The sequence below is a fragment of the Kribbella sp. genome (assembly GCF_035687465.1).
Taxonomy (GTDB): Bacteria; Actinomycetota; Actinomycetes; order Propionibacteriales; family Kribbellaceae; genus Kribbella.
Window position 1 is genome coordinate 1 of the sequence record NZ_DASRXP010000695.1, and the last position, 3,111, is coordinate 3,111.

At 66.5% G+C, this 3,111-nt stretch carries 2 protein-coding genes and 1 pseudogene; all 3 read right to left on the reverse strand.

The annotated features are described in order from the left end of the window. Positions 1-322 (reverse strand): annotated as a pseudogene (locus tag VFG33_RS37705) (ABC transporter permease); the annotation flags it as partial. Continuing rightward, complete coding sequence (locus VFG33_RS37710) at positions 323-2,056, reverse strand: ABC transporter substrate-binding protein (RefSeq protein WP_325057822.1); 1,734 nt, start codon at positions 2,054-2,056, stop codon at positions 323-325. Between the two features lie 218 nt (positions 2,057-2,274). Then, complete coding sequence (locus tag VFG33_RS37715; protein ID WP_325057823.1) at positions 2,275-2,790, reverse strand: GNAT family N-acetyltransferase; 516 nt, start codon at positions 2,788-2,790, stop codon at positions 2,275-2,277. Positions 2,791-3,111 lie beyond the last annotated feature (321 nt).

Below are 3,111 nucleotides of genomic sequence, written 5' to 3' on the forward strand. Positions count from 1 at the left end.
CGATGATCGCCAGCAGGGAGAGCTCGAGGGTGACGGGGAGAGCGCCGCGGAGCATCGAGGTCACGCTCTCTCCCGTTCTGATCGAGACGCCGAGATCGCCGCGGGCCGCATGGCTGACGAACTGCCAGAACTGCACCAGCAGCGAGTCGTCCAGCCCGTACTGCTCCCGGATCGCCCGCAGCGATTCGGGATCGCGGTCCTCACCGGCCAGCGCCAGCGCGGGATCGCCAGGGAGCGCTCTCACTCCGAGGAACACCACGATCGTTGCCAGCAGCAAGGTGACGAGCGACTGCCAGAGGCGGCCGAGTAGGTAGCGCCTCATCTACTTGGCGAGGCCGGCGAACGCGGTCCTGATCACGCCGTCCGGGTAGGTCTGCACGCCGAGCACCGTCTTGCTGACGCCGGTCAGGTTGCGCTGGCGGTACATGTAGATCAGCGGGTCGTCCTGCTGCAGCTTGGTGACTACCTGGCCGTACAGCTGGATCCGCTGCGCCTGGTCGGTGGACTGCCGCGCGTCGGTGAGCAGCTTGTCCACGTCAGGACTGTTGTACCCGGCAACGTTCTGGCTGCCCTCGGACCCGACGAAGTTGAAGATGTTCGCATCCGGGTCGACCCGGCCGGACCAGCCCAGCTGGAGCAGCTCGAAGTCGCCACGGTCCTGCTGGTCAAGCAGAGAGGCGTACTCGACCGGCTTGATCACCAGCTCGAACCCACCTTCCTTCACCATCGCCTGCAGCGCCTGGGCAAGCCTCAGACTGTCGGGGTTGTTCGACGTGATCATCTCGACCTTGTACGGCGTGGTCACGCCGGCCTGGGTGAGGAGTTCCTTGGCTTTGGCCGGGTCGTGGGCCGGACAGACCTGGGCGGCGTCGGAGGTGAACTCGCTCTTCGGTGAGATGGGGGAGCAGGCGACACTGTTCAGGCCGTTGAACAGGGACTTGACCAGTGCCTCCCGGTCGATCGAGGCCTCCAGCGCCTGGCGTACCCGCGGATCCTTGGCGATCGGGGTGTCCAGCTGCTTGGTCGGGGTGCCGATCCCGTTCGCGTTGCCGATGTTGATCGTGAGGCCCTGGTAGCCGAGGGACTGCGACTGCAACACGGTCATGTTGCTGTCCTTCTGCAGCTCCGGCGCGTCCTGGGTGGACAGCGAGTCCGCGACTTGCGCGTCACCCGAGCGGAGGTTCGCCGAGCGGATGCTGGAGTCGGTGATGATCCGGTACTCGATGGCGTCCAGGTGCACCTTGGCGGCGTCGTAGTACAGGGGATCCTTGACCACCTTGATCGAGTTCTGGGCGACCCGGCTGGCGAACTTGAACGGGCCGACGCAGACCGGTGCGGTGGAGAAGTTCGCGCCGAGCTTGTCCACGGCGGCCGGGCTCAGCACCATGCCGGCGCGGTCGGCCAGCGCCGCGGTCAACGGGGCGAAGGGCTTGGACAGCTTGATCACCACGGTCTTCGGGTCCGGCGTCTCGATCGAGGTGATCGGGCCGAGTTCACTCTTGCGGCCGGAGCCGGCCAGAGTGAGACCGCGGTTGATGGAGACCTTGACCGCGGTGGAGTCGAGGGTGCCGCCGTCGGCGAACTTCACGCCTTCACGCAACGGGATGGTGAGGCTCAGGCCGTCGGCCGAGATCGTCGGCAGCGCGGTGGCGAGCTGCGGCACGATCTTGGCGTCCGGGCCGAGGTCGTAGAGCTTCTCGCACATCGTGTGGAAGACGTACCGCGAGTACAGGCTGCGCGACAGCGTCGGGTCGAGCTTGTCCGGGTCGGCGGACAGGGCGACCGTCAACGTGCCGCCGGCCTTCACCTGCGCCGCGTCGGCAGGCTCACCGAAGACGTCCTGGGTGGAGGTGGTCTGGTCACCGCCGGCCTCGTCGCTACTGGATTCGACCGGCGAACAGGCGGTTCCGACGATCGCCAGCACCGCGAAAGCCGCGACGCTGACCCCCCATCGCGCCTGCCGGTGACGAGGTGTGGTGCTGGAGCGGTTCAGTGACGACGGAGTACGGCGGGGCATTGCGTCCTCCCAGGTGAGCGGGTCCGTCGACTGTTTCATGTATACAAGGTAGGTGCGCAAGGGATTCGGCGAGTTTCCCGCAACCTTTTACCGATCCGTGCTCAGATCCCGCCTGACAGCTGGCGTTTGAGCATCATTTATCGTCGCTTCGTCTCCGGGTCTCGGCGTCGGCGAGCTCTGCCCTGACGTCGGTTTGTATACCGAACGTCGCCGCGACCACGAAGCGTGATGCTCGGTCGCGGCGACGTCCGGGTTGGTCAGATGTCCCAGGTGGCCGGGTAGCGCAGCGTGCCGGAGGGGAGTGGGCGGGAGGGGTCGAGGGCGAGGGCCATCAGGTGCGGACCGGTGTCGAAGGTGGCGCGGATACCGAACGACTCCGCCGGCTCGAATCCGAAGCGCGGGTAGTAGGTCAGATGGCCGAGCACGATGACGGCGTGCTCGCCGCGCTCGCGGGCGATGGCGAGCCCGGCCCGGATGGCGGCACTCCCGGCACCTTTTCGCTGGTACGCGGTCGCCACCGCGCACGGGCCCATCGACAGTACTGGGGTCTCATCGATGTGGACGCGAGTGAACAGGGCGTGAGCCACCACCTCGCCGGCCTCTGTGGTGGTGACGATGGAGAGACCGGGCAGCCAGGCGCTCGGATCGTCTCGCAGTGCCTCGACCAGATCAGGTTCGAACGTCTTGCCGAAGGCTTGGAGGTTGACTTCGCGAATAGCCGCCACATCGGCAGCGGTCTCAGCACGGGTGAGCCAGGAAGTTCTTGTGGACAACGGGAAACCCTTTCAAACGGGGAATCCACGGCGCGGCGAGCCACCATCACCTGCCGGAGCGCGGCAAAGAAAGGGGCCCTCAGACCGGGACTCGGAGATTGAGCATGACTGTCAAAGGCAAGGCCCTGCCCACGGCAGCGGCCGCAACGGCGGTCATCAACTCAACCCCCTTCCGTTACTCAAGATCGGGCCATCTCCCCGATCCGTCTGTCCGCTAGCCACTCTAGCCAGACCTCCGCCGCCACGCAGTCGAATTTCCCAGCCCAACCACCACCCCCAGACCCCCAGCCCCGACCACGCCCCCGGATCACCCCAGCCACG

Bases quoted from the DNA above. Each gene is read 5' to 3' on its own strand.
- VFG33_RS37710 (WP_325057822.1), bottom strand. From the start codon at position 2,056: ATGAAACAGTCGACGGACCCGCTCACCTGGGAGGACGCAATGCCCCGC.